The sequence below is a fragment of the Micromonospora cremea genome (genome assembly GCF_900143515.1).
GTDB lineage: Bacteria > Actinomycetota > Actinomycetes > Mycobacteriales > Micromonosporaceae > Micromonospora > Micromonospora cremea.
This window is the reverse complement of the sequence record NZ_FSQT01000002.1, coordinates 2,575,813-2,597,564: the sequence shown is the minus strand read 5'-3', so window position 1 is coordinate 2,597,564 and position 21,752 is coordinate 2,575,813. Positions and strand designations below refer to the sequence as shown.

19 protein-coding genes are annotated in these 21,752 nt (G+C 71.8%); 11 read left to right on the top strand and 8 right to left on the bottom strand.

What is annotated here, in order from left to right; genetic code table 11:
* Window positions 1-43: 43 nt before the first annotated feature.
* The gene (locus BUS84_RS25545) at window positions 44-2,353 is read left to right on the top strand and encodes an esterase-like activity of phytase family protein (RefSeq protein WP_074316226.1); all 2,310 of its coding nucleotides are present in this window, start codon (window positions 44-46) and stop codon (window positions 2,351-2,353) included.
* A gap of 382 nt (window positions 2,354-2,735) precedes the next feature.
* Here the strand turns inward: BUS84_RS25545 and BUS84_RS25540 are convergent, their stop codons facing one another.
* From BUS84_RS25540 to ligD (BUS84_RS25530), 3 genes are read right to left on the bottom strand one after another with little or no spacing between them, the layout of a single operon-like run.
* Complete coding sequence (locus BUS84_RS25540) at window positions 2,736-3,680, bottom strand: inositol-3-phosphate synthase (RefSeq protein WP_074316224.1); 945 nt, start codon at window positions 3,678-3,680, stop codon at window positions 2,736-2,738.
* Between the two features lie 30 nt (window positions 3,681-3,710).
* Entirely contained in the window at window positions 3,711-4,622 is a 912-nt protein-coding gene (gene ligD, locus BUS84_RS25535) for a non-homologous end-joining DNA ligase (protein ID WP_074316223.1), read from the bottom strand.
* Window positions 4,612-5,553: a non-homologous end-joining DNA ligase gene (gene ligD, locus BUS84_RS25530; RefSeq protein WP_074316221.1), complete on the bottom strand. Its 942-nt coding sequence runs from the start codon at window positions 5,551-5,553 to the stop codon at window positions 4,612-4,614. The genes ligD (BUS84_RS25535) and ligD (BUS84_RS25530) overlap by 11 nt, the downstream gene beginning before the upstream one ends.
* 85 nt (window positions 5,554-5,638) lie before the next feature.
* Here ligD (BUS84_RS25530) and ku point away from each other — a divergent pair, with 85 nt between their 5' ends.
* From ku to BUS84_RS25500, 6 genes are all read left to right on the top strand, one after another.
* Window positions 5,639-6,670, top strand: a complete 1,032-nt coding sequence (gene ku, locus BUS84_RS25525) for a non-homologous end joining protein Ku (protein ID WP_074316219.1) — start codon at window positions 5,639-5,641, stop codon at window positions 6,668-6,670.
* Between the two features lie 73 nt (window positions 6,671-6,743).
* On the top strand, window positions 6,744-7,382 hold the full coding sequence (locus BUS84_RS25520; protein WP_074316217.1) for a DUF4241 domain-containing protein: 639 nt from the start codon (window positions 6,744-6,746) through the stop codon (window positions 7,380-7,382).
* A gap of 111 nt (window positions 7,383-7,493) precedes the next feature.
* On the top strand, window positions 7,494-8,210 hold the full coding sequence (locus tag BUS84_RS25515; protein ID WP_074316215.1) for an FKBP-type peptidyl-prolyl cis-trans isomerase: 717 nt from the start codon (window positions 7,494-7,496) through the stop codon (window positions 8,208-8,210).
* Between the two features lie 186 nt (window positions 8,211-8,396).
* The gene (locus BUS84_RS25510; protein ID WP_074319103.1) at window positions 8,397-9,221 is read left to right on the top strand and encodes an SCO6745 family protein; all 825 of its coding nucleotides are present in this window, start codon (window positions 8,397-8,399) and stop codon (window positions 9,219-9,221) included.
* Between the two features lie 32 nt (window positions 9,222-9,253).
* Window positions 9,254-9,910: an HAD family hydrolase gene (locus BUS84_RS25505; RefSeq protein ID WP_074316212.1), complete on the top strand. Its 657-nt coding sequence runs from the start codon at window positions 9,254-9,256 to the stop codon at window positions 9,908-9,910.
* 160 nt (window positions 9,911-10,070) lie between these two features.
* The gene (locus BUS84_RS25500; RefSeq protein ID WP_074316211.1) at window positions 10,071-11,081 is read left to right on the top strand and encodes an NADPH:quinone reductase; all 1,011 of its coding nucleotides are present in this window, start codon (window positions 10,071-10,073) and stop codon (window positions 11,079-11,081) included.
* Between the two features lie 187 nt (window positions 11,082-11,268).
* Here BUS84_RS25500 and BUS84_RS25495 read toward each other — a convergent pair whose 3' ends face one another.
* Complete coding sequence (locus BUS84_RS25495) at window positions 11,269-12,918, bottom strand: fatty acid--CoA ligase (protein ID WP_074316209.1); 1,650 nt, start codon at window positions 12,916-12,918, stop codon at window positions 11,269-11,271.
* A 56-nt stretch (window positions 12,919-12,974) separates the two neighbouring features.
* On the opposite strand from BUS84_RS25495, the gene BUS84_RS25490 reads away from it, so the two are divergent.
* Complete coding sequence (locus BUS84_RS25490) at window positions 12,975-13,466, top strand: NUDIX domain-containing protein (protein ID WP_074316207.1); 492 nt, start codon at window positions 12,975-12,977, stop codon at window positions 13,464-13,466.
* Between the two features lie 54 nt (window positions 13,467-13,520).
* Here the strand turns inward: BUS84_RS25490 and BUS84_RS25485 are convergent, their stop codons facing one another.
* Window positions 13,521-14,552 carry an aldo/keto reductase gene (locus BUS84_RS25485; RefSeq protein ID WP_074316205.1) on the bottom strand — a complete coding sequence of 344 codons (1,032 nt, stop codon included), beginning with the start codon at window positions 14,550-14,552 and terminating at the stop codon, window positions 13,521-13,523.
* A gap of 121 nt (window positions 14,553-14,673) precedes the next feature.
* On the opposite strand from BUS84_RS25485, the gene BUS84_RS25480 reads away from it, so the two are divergent.
* Window positions 14,674-15,306 (top strand): TetR/AcrR family transcriptional regulator, encoded by a 633-nt coding sequence (locus tag BUS84_RS25480; RefSeq protein ID WP_084757590.1) that lies wholly within the window; start codon window positions 14,674-14,676, stop codon window positions 15,304-15,306.
* A gap of 48 nt (window positions 15,307-15,354) precedes the next feature.
* Here the strand turns inward: BUS84_RS25480 and BUS84_RS25475 are convergent, their stop codons facing one another.
* The gene (locus BUS84_RS25475) at window positions 15,355-17,031 is read right to left on the bottom strand and encodes an MDR family MFS transporter (RefSeq protein ID WP_074316203.1); all 1,677 of its coding nucleotides are present in this window, start codon (window positions 17,029-17,031) and stop codon (window positions 15,355-15,357) included.
* 137 nt (window positions 17,032-17,168) lie between these two features.
* Window positions 17,169-17,711, bottom strand: a complete 543-nt coding sequence (locus tag BUS84_RS25470; protein WP_074316201.1) for a type 1 glutamine amidotransferase domain-containing protein — start codon at window positions 17,709-17,711, stop codon at window positions 17,169-17,171.
* 147 nt (window positions 17,712-17,858) lie between these two features.
* Here BUS84_RS25470 and rfaE2 point away from each other — a divergent pair, with 147 nt between their 5' ends.
* Together rfaE2 and BUS84_RS25460 are read left to right on the top strand one after the other, a co-directional pair.
* The gene (gene rfaE2 / locus BUS84_RS25465; RefSeq protein WP_074316199.1) at window positions 17,859-19,706 is read left to right on the top strand and encodes a D-glycero-beta-D-manno-heptose 1-phosphate adenylyltransferase; all 1,848 of its coding nucleotides are present in this window, start codon (window positions 17,859-17,861) and stop codon (window positions 19,704-19,706) included.
* On the top strand, window positions 19,703-20,581 hold the full coding sequence (locus BUS84_RS25460; RefSeq protein ID WP_074316197.1) for a glycosyltransferase family 2 protein: 879 nt from the start codon (window positions 19,703-19,705) through the stop codon (window positions 20,579-20,581). Before rfaE2 ends, BUS84_RS25460 begins: the two co-directional genes overlap by 4 nt.
* Window positions 20,582-20,636: 55 nt before the next feature.
* Here the strand turns inward: BUS84_RS25460 and BUS84_RS25455 are convergent, their stop codons facing one another.
* Complete coding sequence (locus BUS84_RS25455; RefSeq protein ID WP_074316195.1) at window positions 20,637-21,743, bottom strand: glycosyltransferase family 9 protein; 1,107 nt, start codon at window positions 21,741-21,743, stop codon at window positions 20,637-20,639.
* Window positions 21,744-21,752 lie beyond the last annotated feature (9 nt).

Below are 21,752 nucleotides of genomic sequence, written 5' to 3'. Positions count from 1 at the left end.
GGGTGCCAGCCTCCGTCCGGGTACCAGCAGACGGAGGAACTCCTTGTCAGTCAGAAGAGCAATCACGGCGCTCACCGCGGCCGGGGTCGCGGTCGCCACCATCGGCGGCGCCACCTCGGCGACCGCCGGTGAGCGGCACCACCCGGGCGGTCCGGTCGCCTTCGACCGGGTCGCCACGTACCCCGTCTTCCAGAACCGTCCGGCCGGTGAGGACCCGGCGACCCCGACGGTCGCCGAGATCTCGGCCGTCAGCCCGGACGGCCGCACCCTGATCCACACCGACGCGCTGGCCCGGCGGATCGGCTTCCTCGACATCTCCCGCGCCGACCTGCCGCGCGGCCTCGGCACCCTCTCCCTGGCCCAGCTCGGCAACGCCGAGGACGAGCCCACCTCGGTCGCCGTGGTCGGGAAGTACGTGCTGGTGGTGGTGAACACCAGCAGCAGCTACACCGAGCCGTCCGGCCGGCTGGACGTGATCGAGCTGGCCAGCCGCCAGCGGGTCGCCAGCTTCGACCTCGGCGGCCAGCCCGACTCGATCGCGATCAGCAAGAACCAGCGGTACGCGGCGATCGCCATCGAGAACGAGCGTGACGAGGAGGCCACCCCGCCCGGCGGCGAGGAGGGCGACCTACCGCAGGCGCCCGCCGGCTTCGTGCAGATCGTCGACCTGACCGGCGCGTCCCCGGCCGACTGGCGACTGCGGCCCGTTCCGCTGACCGGTGCCGGCGGCCAGGCGCTGCCCGCTCTGGTCCAGGCCGGCCTCGCCGCGCCGACCGACCCGGAGCCGGAGTACGTCACCATCAACAGCCGTGACCAGCTGGCGGTGACCCTCCAAGAGAACAACGGCGTCGCCCTGATCGACCTGCCCACCGGCCGGATCACCCGCGTGTTCAGCGCGGGCACGGCGACCATCAGCGGGATCGACACCGTCAAGGACGGCACGATCAACCTGACCGGCAGCATCAGCGACGTGCCGCGCGAGCCGGACGCGGTGGCCTGGATCGACGACCGCTACCTCGCCACCGCCAACGAGGGTGACTGGCGAGGCGGCACCCGCGGCTGGTCCGTCTTCGACAGCAGCACCGGGCGGGTCGCCTGGGACGCCGGCAACAGCTTCGAGCGGCTCGCCGTCACGTACGGGCTGCACAACGAGGACCGGGCCGCGAAGAAGGGCACCGAGCCGGAGGGCGTCGCCATCGCCGAGTACGACGGCGTGCGGTATGCGTTCGTCGGCTCCGAGCGCAGCAACTTCGTCGCCGTCTACGACCTGGGCAACCCCGCCAAACCGGTGTTCAAGCAGGTCCTGCCGGCCACCAACGGGCCGGAGGGGCTGCTGCCCATCCCGTCGCGGGGGCTGCTCGCCGTCTCCAGCGAGGAGGACGACGCCTCGGTCGGCGTCCGCGCCTCGGTGTCGCTCTACCAGCTCGGCAAGGGCAGCCCGGCGTTCCCGAGCATCGTCTCGGGCACCGACCGGGCCGGCGCGCCGATCGGCTGGGGTGCTCTCGGCGCCCTGAGCGCGGCACCCGGCGAGCGGGACCAGCTCTACAGCGTCACCGACGCGGCGTACAGCCAGACCCGCATCCTCACCATCGACGCGAAGCGGACGCCCGCCGTGATCACCGGCGCGCTGCCGGTGAAGGACGCGACCGGTACGCCGGTCGGGTACGACGCGGAGGGCATCTTCGCCCGCCCGCAGGGCGGCTTCTGGCTCGCCGTCGAGGGCGCCAAGGGTCCGGAGAACAAGCTGGTCCGACTCGACGCCGCCGGGATCACCCGGCAGACCGTTCCGCTGCCCACGGACGTCGCCGCCGGCCTGGCCAAGCAGGGCCTGGAGGGGGTCACCGCGACCACCGACCGGCAGGGTCGGGAGATCGTCTGGGTGGCCGTGCAGCGGGAGCTGAGCACCGACCCGACCGGCGTGGTCCGGCTGGGCCGGTACGACGTCGCGGCGGACACCTGGAGCTGGTTCGGCTACCAGATGGGCAGCACCACCGTGCCGGGTGACTGGATGGGCCTCTCCGAGATCACCGTGGTCGGCGACCGGCTCGCGGTCATCGAGCGGGACAAGCTGAACGGCCCGGCCGCCACGGTCAAGCGGATCTACACGGTGCCGCTGCCGGGCGGGGCCGCGGCACCCGGCCCGCTGCGGGTGCTGCCGAAGACGCTCGCCGTCGATGTGCTGCCCGCGCTGCGTGCCACGAACGGCTGGACCCAGGAGAAGCTGGAGGGTCTGACCGCGGCCGGCAACGGCCAGGTGTACGCGATCACCGACAACGACGCGGTCCAGGACGCCACCGGCGAGACGGTGCTCCTGCGACTCGGCTCGACCCGCGAGGTCTTCGGACCCAACTGACCCGTCCCCGCGTGCCTCCCGGCCCGGCGTTCACCACAAGTGGGCACCGGGCCGGTCACGCAAGGTGATTCCAGACCCCGGCCGCCGCGCCCACCCCAGACCCTTTGCTCTGCTTACCTATACGCAACACTCACGCTCCGCGAGCACAGCTGTCGCTGCCGCCCCCGGAAGCCGCCATGAAGCCGCAGCTCAAGTCGTGTTGCGTCCGTGTAAGCAGAGCAAAGGGGTTGGGTGGCCCGGCCGGGGTACCGCTGCCCGTCGCGCTCAGTGATGAGCACCCGCCCGCACCATCCGGACACCCACCGTCACGGCGGCCCGGCGGACGGCGCCTCGGCGAGGCCGAGTGCGTCGCCGGCCGCGGTCGAGGCAGGCGGGCAGAGGGTCAGATCGCCGTGCCAGGTGGGGACTTGAGCAGCGACGACGCTTCGGGAAGACAACCACCACGCCCAGCTCGGAGCGCGCTCGCCGCCATGCGAATCAGATCGATGTTGACGCCGGCGGCACCACTCGGGTCATGCACCTTCAGCTTCACGTCAAGGCTTATCGCCGTCTCACCCCAACCCTGCGCCTCGATGTTGAGGTGCGCCACCTTCTGTGACTTCAGATGCCGCAGGTATCCGAGCGGAGCCAGTTCGACCTTGTCAGTCGCCGACAGCGCATTGAGCTTGGATTGCTTCTTGGTATTGGAGTTCTCGACCAGGTTCCGGAAGTCTTCAGTACCTCCCACATTGACCTGATAGGAACTCACCAGGGTGAGCCCCCGTTCCTCGAGCAACCGCAGCAACGCGTTGTGCACGACAGAGGTGCCGAACTGGCTGGCCAGGTCGTCACCGAGCAGCGGCAGACCGGCCACCTGGAACCGCTCCGCCCACATCGGGTCGCGGGCTATCGCGTCGGACGTGGTGTTGACGAAGGCGACACCGGCTTTGCAGGCCGCCTCGGCGTAGGCCCGGGCCGTCTCCGGCCGGCCGCTCGGTGCGGAATAGAGCAGCACCTCCGCCCCGGCCAGCGCCGCTGCCACCCGATCCACCTCAGTCGCATCGACAAGGCCCTTGGTTACGGACACATCCGCCCTGGGAAGATCGCAGTCGAGACGGGGGAAGTTGTTGGGCGCCATGAAGATCGCCTCGGTCAGGTCCTTGCCAATCTTCTCCTCGGAGGTGGCGAAAGCCGCGACGAAATCGATGTCGCCCACCCCGAGGCCGTCGATTACCGCCCTGCGAACACCCACCAGGCTGCCGGTCTGGCGGCAGAGAGCAATCCCCTGCACCAACGCTGACGTGTTGTTACCGACTCCCGCGACCGCAACTCTCACCCGTTCGATCATGGGGAAGACGGTACGAGAACGGACATCGCCTCAGAGAGGCAGTTCCGGGCCGCCCTCGAGCAGCGGGGCGAGCAGGTCGTCGTACTCCTCGACCCGGTCCAGGACCTCGGCGGCGGTGAACTGGCGCACGGCCGGCTTCCGGCCGCGGGCGCCGGCCTCGACCTCGTCCCAGGTCAGCGGGGTGGAGGCGGACGGCACGTCCTGGGCCCGCAGCGAGTACGGCGCCACCGTGGTCTTCGCCGCGTTGTTCTGGCTCCAGTCGATGAAGACCTTGCCAGGGCGCAGGTTCTTGGCCATCTTCGACACGATCAGCTTCGGGTGCGCCTTCTCCAACTCCTGCGCGATGCGCTTGGCGTAGTCAGACACAAGATCGGACGACTGCGTGCCGGCGATCGGGCAGCAGAGCTGCATGCCCTTCTTGCCGGAGGTCTTCGGGTACGACTCGATCCCGTCGGCAGCGAGCCGGTCGCGCATCAGCACCGCCACCGGGCAGCACTCGGCGAGCCCGGCCGGCGGCCCCGGGTCCAGGTCCACCACCATCATGTCCGGGTGCTCGCCGACCTTCCACTGCGGCGTGTGCAGCTCCAGCGCGGCCAGGTTCGCCAACCAGACCAGGGTGGGCAGATCGTCGGCGACCACGTAGTCGATGGTCTCCCGGCCCTTGCTCGACCCGGGGGCGGGCAGCGTCTCCAGCCGTACCCAGTCGGGGGTGGCGGCCGGGGCGTTCTTCTCGAAGAAGGAGCCACCGCCCACCCCGTTGGGGAACCGGATCCGGGTCAGCGCCCGATCGCGCAGGTGTGGCAGGAGCACCGGCGAGATGCGCGTGTAGTAGTCGATCACCTCGCCCTTGGTGAAGCCGGCCGACGGATAGAGCACCTTGTCCAGATTGGACAGCTCCAGCGCGCGACCCTCGACGTCCACCCGCAACCGTTCAACCGGCATCGTCGACCTCCTCCGGCGGCTTGTCCGGACGCAACCGCAGCACCCGGGGGAAGCGCAGCCGGCCGTCGGGGGTGCGCTGGCCGTACTTCACCTCCACCACCACCCGGGGAGTTACCCAGATGGCACCTCGGGCATCCTCGCGCGGCACTCCCGGCGCGAACGGTGACACGCCGGAGCGCAGCGGTTCGAGCTCGGCGAGGAGCTGCCGTTCGATGGCCGCGCCGATCCCACCGCCCACCCGGCCCCGGTAGATCAGCCGACCGTCCGGGCCGGGCACCCCGACCAGCAGCCCACCGATCCGGCGCGCGCCCGGTCGCCAGCCACCGATGACGAAGTCGCCGGTCACCTCCAGCTTGACCTTCACCCAGTCCGGCGAGCGCACACCAGGGCGGTAGACGGCGCCGACCCGCTTGGCCATCACCCCCTCCAGGCCGTGCTCGCCGGCCGCCTCGTAGGTGGCCGGGCCATCGGCGAAGACCGGCGGCACCGCCCACCGGGCACCGCCGAGGGCGAGCCCGTCCAGGGCCTCCCGACGGCGCTCGTACGGCCAGCCGGTCAGGTCGTCGCCGTTCAGCCGGAGCAGGTCGAAGATCATGTACGTGACCGGCATGATCGCCGCCAACCGGGCCGCCTTGTTGCGGTCCCGGACGTGCATCCGTTCGGCGAGAGCGGTGAACGAGGGCTGCCCGCCCTCGCCGAGCAGCACCACCTCACCGTCGAGCAGCGCGTCGTCGACCTGCTCGAACAGGGTGGCCAGTTCGGGGTACGCGGCGGTGATCTCCACGCCGGAGCGGGCGTACAGGTGCTGACCGCTGGCGGAGATGTCGGCCAGCGCACGGACCCCGTCCCACTTGAACTCGTACGCCCAGCCGGCACCGGCCGGGAGCGGCCCGGTCATCGCGAGCATCGGCTTGAGCGGCGCGCCGGGCACGACCCGACTGTAGTAGCAGGCGGAACACCTCGCGTCCGGTTCCTTCGGATGCGAGCATGGTCGATACCGGGGAAGGGAGCAGAGGATGCGGGCCATCTGGAAGGGAGCCGTGTCGTTCGGGCTCGTCTCGATCGGGGTGAAGCTCTACTCCGCGACCGAGGAGAAGGACATCCGGTTCCACCAGGTGCACCGCGAGGACGGTGGCCGGATCCGGTACAAGCGCACCTGCTCGGTCTGCGGCGAGGAGGTCACCTACGACGACATCGCCAAGGGCTACGACATCGGCGGCGGGGAGATGGTGATCCTCACCGACGAGGACTTCGCCGACCTGCCGCTGACCAGCTCGCGCGCGATCGACGTGCTGGAGTTCGTCCCCGCCGACCAGGTCGACCCGATCCTCTACAACAAGGCGTACTTCCTGGAGCCGGAGGGCACGGCGACCAAGCCGTACGTGCTGCTGCGCGACGCGCTGCTCGACTCGGAGCGGGTGGCCATCGTCAAGGTCGCACTGCGTCAGCGGGAGCAGCTCGCCACGCTGCGGGTCCGCGAGGGCGTGCTGCTGCTCAACACCATGCTCTGGCCGGACGAGATCCGGACGGCCGATTTCGGCTTCCTCGACGAGGACCTCAAGGTGCGCCCGCCGGAGCTGGCGATGGCCAGTTCCCTGATCGACTCGATGACCGGCGAGTTCGAGCCGGACGTCTTCACCGACGACTACCGGGCGGCGTTGCAGGAGGTCATCGACGCCAAGGTGGAGGGTCGGGAGGTCGTCCAGCCGGAAGAGGTCGAGGAGGCGCCGGCCGCGGCGGTGGACCTGATGGCCGCGCTTAAGGCATCGGTGGACCGGGCTCGGGCGGCCCGCGGCGAGCAGCCGGCCCGTGGCGGCGGAGGCGAGCCGACGCCCATCTCGTCGGCCCGCTCGGCCAAGAAGGCGGCCGAGAAGAAGGCGGCGAAGGCGCCCGCGAAGAAGGCCGCGGCGAAGAAGACCGCCGAGAAGAAGACGGCCGCGGCCACGGCCGAACCGGCGAAGAAGGCCGCCAAGAAGACCCCCGCGAAGAAGGCGGAGCCGGCGAAGAAGACGGCGGCCCGGAAGACCGCGCCCCGCAAGACCGCCTGACCGCACGGCAGCGACGGAGGCGCCAGCCGGACCGGGTACGCTCCGCCGGCCGCTGGCCACCGGAGGAGCCGCCATGTCGTACACCCCTGACCTGGGCCGGTTGTTGACGCCCGGCGCCCGCTTCACCGACCAGCACGGCTCGTACCTGATGGAGGCCCACCCGGTGGGCGACATCGTGCTGCCGACCGGCCAGGTGGTCGGGTGTGACCCGCTCGTCTGCCCGGAGGCCGAGCCGTTCACGGTCACCGTGCCCCCGGGGCGGCATCCCGCCCGCGCCTGGGTGGCCGTGGTGCTCCGGGAGGACGCCGAGGTGGACCGCCGGGTGGCCGCGTTGGAGCTGGTGATCCAGGACGCGCCGACGGTCCGCTGGGAGCCGGCCGTGGCCGGCGACCAGGACGTCGCCAGCCTCGGCGCGGACGACTACTTCGGATACGGGGTGGACGCCGGTGCCGGCACCCTCGCCGACCCGACTGCGCTCAGCGCCCTGGAAGCCTGGGACCACGACCAGGTGGAAGCGGTGTTCATCCCGGCCGAACTGCCCGCCTCGCCGGTCCCGGGGCTGATCACGGCAGTGCTGGACGAGGCCAGCGGCGCCAACGTCGTCACCGTCGCCACGGGCTGGGGTGACGGCTGCTACGGCACCTGGATCGGACGCGCCGCCGACGGCGGGGTGACATCGTTCGTGACGGACTTCATGGTGGTCCCGGAATAAACGTCGCGCCGGCTCCGGACGGGCACCCGCGGAGCGATCCGGACCGTCAGGGGTGGGCACGGTGGGCCGCGAGGCGGGTACCGTGTGCGTCGGCTTTCCCCCCGGCACCGGGTGCCGGCCACACCTTCGCAGCAGGGAGTCGACGACGTGAGCGAGCGCACGCAGCAGAACCGGTCGGAGGGCCAGAGCCCGGCAACCAAGGCGGGGCGGCGGCTGGCAGCCCAGCTGGCAGCGCAGAAGGCGGCCGAGGCGAAGCGGCGCCGTCAGGCGTGGGCCGGCGGACTGGCCGGCGTCGCCGTGGTGGCGGTGCTGATCACCGTCTTCGTGCTGGTCGGCGGGGGCGACGACAAGCCCGCGAACCAGGCTGACGCCTCCGCCTCCGCCTCCGCATCCGCCCCGGCGCAGGACGCCGCCGACGCGCCTCCCGCCCCGCAGCTGCCGGCGGGCGCCGACCCGGCGCTGGGCAGCAAGCCGACCGTCGAGGCGGGCAAGGGCGAGCTGAAGAAGCTCGCGGTGACCCCCCTGATCAAGGGCACCGGCCCGGCGGTCAAGAAGGGCCAGACCATCACCACGAACTACGTGGGCGTCTTCTACAAGGACGGTCAGGAGTTCGACTCCTCCTGGAAGGCCGGCCAGCCGGCCACCTTCCCGATCGGCGTGGGCCAGGTCATCCCCGGCTGGGACCAGGGCCTGGTCGGCGTGACCGTGGGCAGCCGGGTGCAGCTCGACATCCCGGGTGAGCTGGGGTACGGCAACGATGCGGCCGCTGCGGGTGGCCGGCCCACCGGCCCGCTGCGCTTCGTGGTGGACGTGCTCGCCGCCCAGTGACCCGTCCGGATCGCCCCGGTTGTCGCCCGGGCGCGATGGACTTGTTCACATGGGGCTTCCGGCCCGTCACCCACCGGCAGTAGGTTCGGCGTCACCCCGGGCGGCTCGCCGCCCGGGGTGAGATCCGGACGGGACGCGGAGGTGCACGTGACGGCGCTGGACGAGCCCGGGCGGGTCGCCCGGTTGATGTGGACGCACTTCGAGGCGGTGCACGCGGTCACCTACTTCCACCCCCGGGCACGAGCGGCGTACGAGGCCGTCGGGCTGCGCGGCTACTGGCGGGGTTACTTCGCCGGCCGGGCCGCGCCGCTGGGCGCCACCGAGGCGGCCCCGGTGATCGCCGCCTTCTTCAATTTCGCACCGCCGATGGTGAGCCGGGCACTGCCGGCGGTGTGGCGTCTGGCCACCCCACAGGAGGCGTTGCGTGCCCGGCTGACCGGTGCGGTGCAGGCCCTCGCGGAGCTGACCTACGAGCTGCCGGAGGCGCACCTGTCGGAGGCCGCCGACCTCCTGGAGCGGGCGGCCTCGGCGACGCAGACCGCCGGCCGGGTGCTCGGTGCGGTCAACGCGGCGCTGCCGACCGGGGAGTACCCGCTGGCCCGGCTCTGGCAGGCCGCCACCACGCTGCGCGAGCACCGGGGAGACGGGCACGTGGCGGCGCTGGTGGCCGCCGGCCTGGACCCAGTGGAGACGCTGGCCTGGCGGGTCGCGGTGGACATGTCGCCGCAGAACCTGCTGGGCCGCGGCTGGTCCGAGGAGCAGTGGCGGGCCGCCCGCGAGCGGCTGGCGCAGCGGGGCTGGCTGACCCCGGACGGCGCGGCCACCGAGCACGGCACGGCCGGTTTCCAGGCGGTCGAGGAGGCCACCGACCGGGCAGCCGAGCACCCGTGGCGGGCGCTCGGCCCGGACGCCACGGACCGGCTGCGCGAGCTGCTGGAGCCGATGGCCCGGGCCTGCCACACCGTGATCCCGGCCGGCAGCCCGATCGGGCTGCCCGCGCTGCCCGGCTGACCGGCGGCCCACCGGTCCGGCAGGATGGGCCCGTGGTGGATGCGGTGGTCTTCGACCTGGACGGCGTGATCGTGGATTCCGAACCGGTGTGGGAGGAGGTCCGGCGGGCGTACGTGGCGACGCATGGCGGTGCCTGGCAGCCGGACACCCAGCGCCGGCTGATGGGCATGAGCACCAGCGAGTGGGCCCACTATCTCAGCGGCGAGCTGGGCGTGGCACGCACCGCCGGGCAGGTCGCCGACGAGGTGGTCGAGGAGATGACCCGGCGGTACCGAGAGCACGTACCGCTGATCGACAGCGCCGACCAGGTGGTGCGCCGGCTGGCCGCGCGGTGGCCGATGGGGTTGGCCAGTTCGTCGCCGACCCGACTGATCGCGGCGGCGTTGGCCGCCACCGGCCTGACCGACGCGTTCGCCACCACCCTGTCCACCGAGGAGACCGAGCGGGGCAAGCCGGCGCCGGACGTGTACCTGAGCGTGGCGGGCCGGCTGGGTTTCGACCCGGGCCGCTGCGTGGCGGTGGAGGACTCCTCCAACGGGGTGCGGTCGGCCGCGGCGGCGGGGATGCGGGTGGTGGCGGTGCCGCACGGTTCGTACCCGCTGGACCCGGACGCTGCCCGGCTGGCCACGGTGACGCTGCGCGTGATCGGTGAGCTGACCCCGGAACTGGTGGACGAGCTGGCTGGTTGATGTAGGACGCGTCACCCGTTGTCCGGTCCTTCCCGTCCCGTGTGCGGCTATACGGTTTCCTGGGACCGGCGGGCGTCGGCATGACGGGGACTGAGCGGGGTACCGCAGCCGGCGGTGCTCGACCCGGGTGCCACCCGCCGGACGGGTGAGGAGACCACGGATGAAAGCCATCGTTTACGAGCGCACCGGCGATCCCTCGGTGCTGAAGTTGGTCGACCGGCCGGTGCCGGAGCCGGGGGCGGGCGAGGTCCTGGTCCGGATGGCGGTCTCCGGGGTGAATCCGACGGACTGGAAGGCCCGCCGGTCGTTCCCTCTGCCGGCCGGCTGGCAGATCCCCGGGCAGGACGGGGCGGGCGTGGTGGAGGCGGTCGGCGCCGGGGTCGACCCGGATCTGATCGGCGAGCGGGTCTGGATCTGGGAGGCGGCCTGGCAGCGGCCGTGGGGCACCGCGGCGGAGTACACGCTGGTGCCGGTCCGGCAGGCGGTCCGCCTCGGCGACGCCTCGTTCGACCTGGGCGCCAGCCTGGGCATTCCGTTCCTCACCGCGCACCGCTGTCTGACCGCCGGCGAGTTCATGCCGGACTCGCTGCGCCCCGGCGCGCTGGCCGACCACACCGTGCTGGTGCAGGGCGGGGCGGGTGCGGTCGGGAACGCCGCGATCCAGCTCGCCCGCTGGGCCGACGCCACGGTGATCACCACGGTGAGCAGTGCGGAGAAGGCGCTGCTCGCGGCGGCGGCGGGCGCCTCCGTCGTGATCAACTACCGGGAACAGAACGTGGTCGAGGAGGTCCGCAAGATCGCTCCCGATGGGGTGCACACGATCGTCGAGGTCTCCCCGGCTCGCAACGCCGCGACGGACGTGCAGGTGCTCCGGAACGGTGGCGCGGTCTGCGTCTATGCCGACGACGAGCCCGAGGTGAGCATCCCGATCCGGCCGTCGATGATGCGGAACGCCCGGTGGCAGTTCGTGCTGGTCTACACGGAGCCGACGGTGGCCAAGGCCCATGCCGTGCGGGACGTGGCCGCGGCGGCCGACCAGGGCGGCATCCGGGTCGGTGTCGACGCCGGCCTGCCGCTGCACCGTTATCCGCTGGCCGAGACGGCTGCGGCGCACGAGGCGGTGGAGAACTCGGCGGTGGGCAAGGTGCTGATCAGCACGAGTGATGCCTGATCAGGTCGGTGACCACCCGATTTCCCCGTCATCAGGACAGAGGCGAAGAAGTTTCGCAACAATGACGGTGCGGGTCGCCCCGTGTTGAACGGGCGGCCCCGGCGCGGTGCGAACGCCGGGGCCGCCCCTGGGGAGGAAGGTTCAGGAGTACCCCCTGCCCCAACAGGCGACGGTGCCGGGAAAAACGTTACGGGGCTGTCAGCTCCCGGACAGTCAGCTCGCCCCCGGCGTACCGCGAACGGACGACCTTCTTGTCGAACTTGCCGACGCTGGTCTTCGGCACCGTGTCGATGAACGCCCACCGCTCGGGCAGTTGCCAGCGGGCCACCGAGCCGGCCAGGAAATCGCGCAGCTCCTCGGCGGTCACCGAGGCGCCCTCCCGGACCACCACGGTCGCCAAGGGCCGCTCGTCCCACCGCTCGTCCGGCACACCCACCACGCACGCCTCCAGCACCGCCGGGTGGGCCATCAGCGCGTTCTCCAGCTCCACCGACGAGATCCACTCACCGCCGGACTTGATGACGTCCTTGGCGCGGTCGGTCAGCGTGATGTATCCGTCCGGCGAGAGGGTGCCCACGTCGCCGGTACGCAGCCAGCCGTCCCGGAACTTCTCCTCGTCCGGGGCGTCGTCACCGACGTACCGGGCGGTCACCCACGGCCCACGGACCTCCAGCTCGCCCACGGCCTTGCCGTCGGATGGCAGCGGCTCGCCCAACGGGCCGACGATCCGCGCCTGCACCCCGGCCGGCACGCGGCCCTGCGTGTAGCGGTAGCGCCACGCCTGCTCACCGGTCGCGCCGGCCGGCGGACGGGAGACCGAGCCCAGCGGGGACATCTCGGTCATGCCCCAGGCGTGGATGACGTCGATCCCGTGCCGCTCGTCGAACGCGTGCATCAGCGCCGGCGGGCAGGCCGAACCCCCGACGATCACCTCCTTGAGCGAGGAGGTGTCCACGTCGTGGCTGTCCAGGTGGGCCAGCAGGTCGGTCCAGATGGTCGGCACCGCGCCGGCCAGGGTGGGCCGCTCGGTGGCGATCATCTCGGCGATCGGCGCGGCCTGGAGGAACCGGTCCGGCATGATCAGCGACGCGCCGGAGAGGAACGCCGCGTACGGCAGCCCCCACGACATGGCGTGGAACATCGGCACGATGGCCAGCTCCCGGTCGGTCGGCCCGAGGCCGAAGCCCTCCGGCATGCAGACCTGCAACGAGTGCAGATAGATGGACCGGTGCGAGTAGGCCACGCCCTTCGGGTTGCCGGTGGTGCCGGAGGTGTAGCAGAGCGCCGCGGCGTCGCGCTCGTCCACCTCGGGCCAGTCGAACACCTCCGGCCGGTCGGCGAGCAGCGCGTCCCAGTGGTGCACGGTGATCCGGTCGCCGGCCGCCGCCGCCAGCGGCGCCGGGTCGCCGCCACCGACCACCACCACGTGCCGGACCGTGGCCAGCTCGCCGATCACCCGGGCCAGCAGCGGGATGAGCGTGCTGTCGACCAGCACCACCCGGTCCTCGGCGTGGTTGGCGATGTACGTGACCTGGTCGGGGAAGAGCCGGATGTTGAGGGTGTGCAGCACCGCACCCATGCTCGGCACCGCGAAGTAAGCCACCAGGTGCTCGTTGTTGTTCCACATGAAGGTGGCGACCCGCTCGTCGCCGGTCACCCCGCACTCGTCGCGCAGTGCGTGTGCCAGCCGGGCGGCCGCGCGGCCCACCTCGGCGTACGTCATCCGGCGGGGTTCGGCGCCGGTCCAGGTGACCACCTCGGCCGTGCCGTGCACGGTGGCGCCGTGGTCGAGGATCCGGGAGACCTGCAGAGGGGCGTCCATCATCGTGCTACGCATGGGTAACAAGCTAGTGTCGCCGGTCACAGCTTGGGAACCCCCGTAAATTGTCGCAGGTGAGCATCTCCTGGGCCGACTCATACGTAGGGCAGCTGCGCGCGCTGGCCGGGGACCGGACGCTGATGTTCGTCGGAGCCCGCGCCGTGGTCCGTGACAACGCCGGACGGGTCCTGCTGATCCAGCGCTCGGACAACGGCCAGTGGGCCATGCCGGCCGGGGCGATGGAGCTGGGCGAGTCGATCGCGGACTGCGCGGTGCGGGAGGTCCGCGAGGAGACCGGCCTCCGGGCGTTGCGGGTCTGCGCGTTCGCCCTCTACACCGGCCCGGACCGGACCAGCACCAACATGTACGGGCACACCTACCAGGTCTTCACCACGGCGTTCCGGGTGGAGGAGTGGGACGGGCAACTGGCGCGGGTCACCGACGAGACCACCGATGCTGGCTTCTTTCCCCGCGACCGGTTCCCCGCCCCGCTCTCCGCCTCGGTGAACGAGACCCTGGCCGACCTGGACGTCTTCGAGCAGACCAACCGGCTGATCCTCAAGTAGGTCGGGGCCGCCTCGCCCGGTCCGGCGGTTGAGCGACGGACCGGGCGAGTGGGGTCACTGCGGAAGGCGGGTACCAGCGAACGCCTCCTGGATCCAGTTCGGGTACGCGACGGGCAGCTTGGTGATCTCGTCCAGCTCGGTGAGATCCTGTTCGGTCAGCGTGAGGTCCGTGGCGGCGATGTTGTCGACCAACTGCTCCTGCTTGCGGGCGCCGACGATCACGCTGGTCACGGCCGGCCGGGACAGCAGCCAGGCGACCGCCACCCGGGCGGGGCTGACCCCGTGCCGCTCGGCGACGCCCTTGAGAACGTCGATCACCGAGAAGGCGTGCTCCGGGTCGAACGGGGTGAAGCTGGTGTAGCCGGGCTGGGCGCTGCGCGAGCCGCTGTCGGCGACCACGCTGTCCCGGCCGATCTTGCCGGAGAGGAAGCCGCCGGCCAGCGGGCTCCACACGGTCAGCCCGACACCCTCGTCGAGCGCCATCGGCACCACGTCGCGCTCCACGTCCCGGCCCAGCAGGGAGTAGTACGACTGCACCGAGACGAAGCCGGCCAGCTGCTCCCGGGCGGAGATGCCCAGCGCCTTGGAGATCTGCCAGGCGGCGAGGTTCGCGCAACCGACGTAGCGGACCTTGCCCTGCCGGACCGCGTCGTCCAGCGCGCGCAGTGTCTCCTCCATCGGGGTGACGTGGTCGAAGTTGTGGATCTGGTAGAGGTCGATGTGATCGGTGCCCAGCCGCCGGAGGCTGTCCTCCAACGCCTGCATGATGTGCAGCCGGGACGTGCCGACGTCGTTCGGTCCGGGACCCGTCCGGGCGTGCACCTTGGTAGCGAGCACCACGTCGCGACGCCGCTTGCCGAGCGCCTGACCGAGCAGTTCCTCGCTCTCGCCATCGCTGTACATGTCGGCGGTGTCGACGAAGTTGACACCCGCGTCCAGCGCGGTGTCCACCAGCCGCTGGGCGTCGGGCAGCGCCAGCGCCCCCAGACTGCTCCAGATCGGGTGCCCACTGCCGCCGAAGGTCATCGTGCCGAGCGAGATCTCCGAGACGTACACCCCGGTGTTGCCCAGCAGTCGGTACTTCACGCGTAACTCCTCGTCGATCGGAGGCCGGCGTCGGCCACCAAACTGGTCACTATGTCGGACAGTGTGTCCGGCAACCAGCGTACGTCGCCGATCCCGCCCCCAGCCACCTAGGATTCGCACCATGCCCTCGATCACCCGACGCCGCCCGCGCAACCCCGACGGCCGGGCCGCCGTGGAAGCCCGGGTGCTGGCGGCCACCGAGCGGCTGCTCCAGCAGGGGGCCCGCTTCACCGACCTCGGCGTCCAGCGCATCGCCGCCGAAGCCGGGGTGGCCCGGTCGACCTTCTACATCCACTTCCGGGACAAGAGCGAGCTGCTCATGCGCCTGGCCGGCAGCATGCGGGAGACCTCCTTCGACCGGGTCCACGAGTGGAGTCCGTCCGCCCCCGGCGACCCGCTCGAAGCGCTCACCGAGGTCTTCACCGACGTGATCCGGATCTACCGGACGTACGCGCCGGTGCTGGCGGCGATCAGCGAGGTCGCCGCGTACGACGAGGTCGTCCGGGAGTACTGGGCGGCCGGGTTCGAGCAGTTCGTGGCGCGTACGGAGGAGGTGCTCCGCGCCGAGCAGCAGGCCGGGCGCACCCCGGCGAGCCTGGACGTGGTGGCCGCGAGCCGGCTGATCGTGCTCGGCGGCGATCGGTTCCTCGCTCACCATGTCGGCGTGACCCCGGCCGACCCCGAGGCCGACGGTGCGGCCGCCCGGGAGTTGGCCGCGACCTGGTGGTACGGCGCCTACCGCCGCCCCGCCTGAGCACCGACCGCCCCGGAACCGAATCCGGGGCGGTCGAGGTGGACGTGGTCAGATCATCGTCTGGGACTTGGCCTCCATGTCGGCGGCCGCCTCCTCCTTCGACTCGCGGGTCAGCGGCTTGCCGCCCGGCGCCGGGGCCTCACCGCCGAGCGGGTCGGCACCGCCGGTGGCGCCCTGCGGGCCGGCGCCCCGCAACTGGTCGTTCGGCAGCGCCACGGTCACCAGCACCGCCACGATGGCGATCAGGCCGGCGGTCAGGAAGACCATGTCCAGCGCGTCGACGAACGCGTTCTGGATCGCCGACCGCACCGGCCCGGGCAGGGCCATGATGGTCGCCGGATCGTTGATCGAGATGTTCGCGCCGCCGCTCGCCGCGACCTCGGCCTGCTGCTGCGGCGGAAGTTGGGCGATCGCGCCGGGCAGCCGGTCGCTCAGCCCTCCGGCGAGCCGGGAGGAGAGCACCGCGCCGAGGATCGCCACCCCGAACGAACCGCCCAGCGACCGGAAGAAGGTGGCCGAGGAGGTGCCGGCGCCCAGGTCGCGCACGGAGACCGCGTTCTGCACCGCGAGGACCAGGGACTGCATGCACAGCCCCAGGCCGACGCCGATCACCACCATGTAGCCGAAGGCGATCCAGAGCGAGGTGCCCACCGCCAACTGGGTGAACAGGAACATGCCGACCAGCAGGGTCACCGACCCGGCCACCGGGAACCACTTGTACCGGCCGATCCGGCTCATCGCCCGCCCGGTGAGGATCGAGGTGACGATGATGCCCGTCATCATCGGCAGCATCAGCAGACCGCTTCGGGTCGGCGAGGCGCCCTTGACGATCTGCAGGTACAGCGGGATGAAGATGATCGACCCGAACATGACCAGGCCGAGCACGAAGCCGGCCGAGTTGGCCAACGCGAAGGTGGCGCTGCGGAACAGCCGCAGCGGGAGGATGGGCTCGGCGACCCGGGCCTCCTGGAGCACGAAGAGCACGGCGAGCACCGCACCGGCCACGAACAGGCCGATGATCACCCCGGAGCCCCAGCGGTACTCGTTGCCACCCCAGCTCAGCGCGAGCAGCAGGCAGCTGACCCCGGCGACCAGCAGGCCGGCGCCGAGCCAGTCGATCGCGTGGTTTCGGCGCTCGAACGGGATCAGCCGCATCACGTGGTAGCAGACCACGATGGCCAGGATCGCCAGCGGCACGTTGATGTAGAAGATCCACCGCCAGTCGGTCTCCGCGAAGTAACCACCGACCAGCGGACCGGCCACCGACGAGATCCCGAAGACGGCGCCGAACAGCCCCTGGTAGCGGCCCCGCTCCCGGGGTGAGACGACGTCCGAGATGATGGTGAACGCCAGCGTCAACAGACCACCGGCGCCGATACCCTGGATGCCCCGGGTGATGATCAGCTGGGTCATGTTCTGCGACAGACCGGCCAGCAACGACCCGACCAGGAACGTGCCGATCGAGAAGAGGAAGACCGGACGGCGCCCGTACAGGTCGGCCATCTTGCCGTACAGGGGGGTCGACGCGGTCGAGGCGAGCAGGTACGCGGTGACCACCCACGAGTAGTGGTTGATCCCGCCCAGTTCCCCGACGATGGTCGGCAGCGCCGTGCCGACGATGGTCTGGTCGAGGGCGGCCAGCAGCATGCCGGTCATCAGACCGATCATGAGCAGCCGGATCTGCTGGCGATTCAGCACCGGCGCGGCAGAGGCTTCGGTGGTCATTGGCCCTTCTTTCCCGACCAACGCGGAACATGCGTCGAACCGGGAAAAACGGTCCCAGCCCCCTCCCGGTTGATCATGGATCTGCCCGGCGCGCCGCGCCTCGACAGCCTCCATGATCAAACCGGAGGGTGAGCAGGTCAGGCGGCGAAGGCCTGGGTGATTCTCTGGCAGAAGGCCGGGAGGTCACCGGGGTTACGGCTGCTGGTCAGGTTGCCGTCGGTCACGCACTCCTCGTCGACCCAGGTGGCACCGGCGTTGGTCAGGTCCGTACGCAGGCTGGGCCAGGAGGTGATCCGCCGGCCGCGCACCACGTCCGCCTCGACCAACGTCCACGGGCCGTGGCAGATCACCCCGACCGGCTTGCCCGCGTCGAAGAACGCCCGCACGAACCGCACCGCATCCGCGTCGGTACGCAGGAAGTCCGGGTTCGCCACCCCACCGGGCAACACCAGCGCGTCGTAGCCCCCGGCGTCCGCCTTGTCCGCGGTGACGTCCACGTCGTACGTCTTGGACTGGTCCAGATGGTTGAAGGACTGGATGGAACCGGGCTTGAGCGAGACCAGCTCGACCGTCGCGCCGGCGTTCTCCACCGCCTCGCGTGGTTGGACGTACTCGACCTCCTCGACGCCGTCGGCGGCCAGGAAGGCGATCCGCTTGCCCTGAAGTGTCGTCGCTGTCATCTCGATGCATCTCCTCTCCGAGGGGTACCTGAACTCCCTTCCCGGACCCCGACCCCCAAAACACCCACCACCGCAGGAAGGGCACCGGCCGCCGGGGTGGATCACCGCGGAGGTTTGACCACAGGGCCGCTGGGGACCCGGGGAGGCATGGCAGGAGCAGCAGCGGAACACCGCCGGCTCGCCACCGTCGTGGAGAGCTGGCTGGGGCGCCCGGTCCTGATCGTCGGCGACGCCATGTTGGACGAATGGCGGTTCGCCGACTCCGACCGGCTCTGCCGGGAGGCGCCCGCCCCGGTCCTCACCCTGCGGCGGCGGATCTCCGCCGCCGGCGGGGCCGCGAACACCGCCGTCAACGTCGCCACCCTCGGTGGACGGGCGGTGCTGGTGGCACCGGTCGGCGCCGATGTCGCCGGCGACGAACTGCACGACTGTCTGGACCGCGCCGGCGTCTGGGACCGTACGGTCAACCAGCCCGGCCGGCCCACCCCTGTGAAGCGGAGGATGCTGGCCGGCAACCAGATCCTGCTCCGGGAGGACTCCGGCGACCCGGACGACGCGCTCGCCCCAGACGGGGTGACCCGGTTGCTCACCGCGCTGGACTGTGCCACCGAGGAGCTGCGCGCCGCCGCCGGTGGGGAGGCGCCGACCCTGGTGGTCTGCGACTACGGCCTGGGCGCTCTGACCGCGCCGGTGCGCGCCTGGCTGGTCGAGCAGCGGGAGCGCTACGCCACGGTCGCGCTCGACGCCCATGACCTGGCCGACTGGCGCGGGCTCGCGCCGACCGTGGTCACCCCCAGCTTCGCCGAGGCGACCCGGCTGCTGGCCCGCGCCGGCGGCCCGATCCGCCCGGCGTCCGGCGTCGAACTGCACCTGGAACACCCCGACAGCGACCCGACCGACGGACCGTCCGAGCTGAGCGTGGGCGCCGCCCCGGGTGGGGCCCGGGGCGACGCTGTCAGCGCCGGGACGATCCCGGACCCGACGCGGGCCGACCGCCCGGGGCCGGTCGGCGAGCCGACGCTCAGCGAGGGCCAGGTGTCCCTCACCGGCGACGGGCTCAGCGTCACCGGCGCCGGCGTGACCGTGAACACCGAGGCCGGAGAGGGCGTCGACCGGGCCGTGCTGGCCGAGGCGCGCCTTGCCGAGCTGCGCGAACACACCGGGGCCGACGTGGTCGCGGTGACCCTGGACACCGAGGGCGCGGTGGTCGGCGGCGCCGACGGGGAGCCGCGGCGCAGCCACAGCACGCCGGTGCCGGCGAGCCACGCCGTGGGTGCCGGGGACGCGTACCTGGCGGCGATGACGCTGGCCCTGGCCGCCGACGCGCCGCTGCCCACCGCCGCGCAGCTCGCCCAGCTGGCGGCCACCATCACCGTGTCCGACACCGGCACCTGCGTGTGCCGGCGGGAGGACCTGCTCACCGCACTCGACCTGCCACCGGAGACCGCCGGGCACCCGGTGCTGGTCGACGCCGACGAACTGGACGCCATCGTCGCCGAGTATCGCGACGCCGGACGGTCGGTCGTGTTCACCAACGGCTGCTTCGACGTGCTGCACCGCGGGCACGTGCGTTACCTGGAGCAGGCCCGCGCCCTGGGCGACCTGCTCATCGTGGCGGTCAACTCGGACGGCAGCGTACGCCGGCTGAAGGGGTCAGACCGGCCGGTCAACCCGGTCGAGGACCGGGGGGCCCTGCTCGCCGCGCTGTCCTGCGTGGACCACGTGGTGATCTTCGAGGAGGACTCGCCCGCCGCGCTGATCGAGGCGGTCCGGCCGGACGTGTACGTCAAGGGCGGGGACTACCCGCCGGAGCTGGTGCCTGAGGCGCCGCTGGTGCGCCGGCTGGGCGGCCAGGTGCGCACCCTGGGGTACGTGCCGGACCGGTCCACCTCCGCGATCATCGAGCGGATCCGGTCGCACAGTCAGGACCGGGAGCCCGACCCGTCGTCGCACGGCCATGATCCGTCACTCAGCACCCGTACCCGAGCGTCGTGAACCGCCCACTCGACCTCGACACGCCGGAGGCGTTCCTCACCGAGCGGCTGGTCGACGTGCTGATTCCGACCCGTAACCGGCCGGCCGAGCTGGCGGTCACCCTGGCCGGGCTCGCCGCGCAGGACGGCGTACCCGGCTTCGGGGTGGTGGTCAGCGACCAGTCCGACGGGGAGCCCGCGTACGCCCACCCCGCCGCCGCCACCATGGTCCGGGCGCTGCGACACCGGGGTCACCCGGTGCTGCTGACCCGCCGGCTGCCCCGGCGGGGGCTGGCCGAGCACCGGGCGTACCTGCTGGCCGCTTCGACCGCCCGGTACGTGCTCAGCCTCGACGACGACGTCTGGCTGGAGCCGGGGGCGCTGCATCGGCTGGTCACCGCGATCGGGGAGCTGGGCTGCGGGTTCGTCGGCAACGGCGTACACGGGCTCTCGTACACCGACGACAGGCGGCCGGAGACGCACGGGCACTACGAGGAGTGGATCGGCCAACCGACACCGGAGCGGATCCGGCCGGGCACCCCGGAGTGGAACCGGGCCCGGATCCACTCGGCGGCCAACCTGCTGCACGTCACCGCAGAGTTGGCGCTGCCGCCGGGCGCGTGGCGCGCGTACAAGATCTCCTGGATCGGGGGATGCGTGCTCTACGACCGGGCCAAGCTCATCGATTCCGGTGGCTTCGACTTCTGGCGAAAGGTGCAGGAGAAGCACCAGGGCGAGGACGTCGCCGCTCAACTCTCGGTGCTGGCCCGGCACGGAGGGGCCGGCATCCTGCCCAGCGGCGCGTACCACCTGGAGTCCCCCACCACGGTCACCGACCGGGACGTCGAGGCGTGGGAGGTCGTACTCGCCGACGAGGACACCCCTCAGCCGGCCTGAGTTCTGTCAAGAAGGGGCTCCTGCTCTACCCCAGGCGTCAACAAGGTGCCCTTCCTTACGCCTGGAGCAGCTCGCGGGCGGCCTCCAGCACCTCGATCGTCGGCACATCACTCACGAAGGAATCCCGGTGTGGGCACTCGCCGTCGCCGGGGCGGTGCGGGTAGATGCCGGGCGTGCAGTCCACCCCGCAGACCGGGCAGTGCACCATCCAGGAGCAGATCGGCCGGTGCCGGCCGCGCAGCGGGTTGGCCGTGTTGATCAGGTTGCCGACCCAGTAGACGCCGACCGTCGGCGCGCCCACCGCGGCGGCCAGGTGCAACGGGCCGGTGTCGTTGGAGACGACCAGGGCGCAGCCGGCGTAGCAACCGGCCAACCCGCCGAGGCTGAGCGTGCCCACCTGCGGCCGGACCGGCACCCCCGCCGCCGCGACCACCCGGTCCACCACCTCCCGCTCGCTGGGCGTACCGGTGACCAGCACCTCGTAGCCGTCGCCGTGCAGCTCGCGGGCCACCTCGGCGAACCGCTCCGCCGGCCAGCGACGGCGGGTGTCGGTGGCGCCCGGATGCAATGCCACCCGGGGTCGGTCCTCTGGGCCGAGCACCTGCTTCGCCTCCGCCCGGTCGGCGTCGGTCACGGCCAGCGCCGGCACGATGGTGGTCGCCGGAGCACCCACCAGCGCCACCGCCTCCAGGTAACGGATCACCTCGTGCTGGTAGTAGACGTAGCGGATCCACCGGTCGAGCGGCGGCGCGTCGTCGGCGCGCAGCCCCACGGTGACCCGGGCGCCGAGGCGGCTGACCAACGGGTTGGAGTTGGCGCCGCCGCCGTGGATCTGCACTGCCAGATCAAAATTCTCCCCGGTGGCCGCCGCCACGAAGTCGTCCATCGACGACTCCGCCTCACCCGCTTCCGGCGTGCGGATGCCCGGCGCCGGCGGCACCACCAGCACCCGGTCCACCGGGCCGGGCCGGTCGCGCCAGAGCTCCGCGTGCCACGGCGCGCCGAGCAGCACGATCTCCGCCGCCGGGTACGCGGCGCGCAGCGCGTCCAGCGCCGGCAGGGCGAACAGGAAGTCGCCGAGCGCGTTGGCACGCAGCACGGCGATCCGCCGCACGTCGGGGACGTGCCCGGCCGTCGGGCCGAGCAGGGACGGGGTGACCACGCAGTTCCG